Consider the following 203-nt stretch of genomic DNA (forward strand, 5'->3'; position numbering starts at 1 on the left):
TACGATGTATCTGAGGGTCTGTAGCTCAGTTGGTTAGAGCACACGCTTGATAAGCGTGGGGTCACAAGTTCAAGTCTTGTCAGACCCACCACTATCTGACTACAGAAGAAAAGATACATTGACTTATTGATAAGCTGGGGACTTAGCTTAGTTGGTAGAGCGCCTGCTTTGCACGCAGGAGGTCAGGAGTTCGACTCTCCTAG

1 tRNA gene is annotated in these 203 nt (G+C 47.8%); it reads left to right on the forward strand.

Annotated elements, in window-relative coordinates:
• The first annotated feature begins 14 nt into the window (after positions 1-14).
• Positions 15-91: transfer RNA gene (locus NI464_RS15815), tRNA-Ile, on the forward strand.
• Positions 92-203 lie beyond the last annotated feature (112 nt).

The sequence above is a fragment of the Acinetobacter lwoffii genome (assembly GCF_024129685.1).
GTDB lineage: Bacteria > Pseudomonadota > Gammaproteobacteria > Pseudomonadales > Moraxellaceae > Acinetobacter > Acinetobacter lwoffii_X.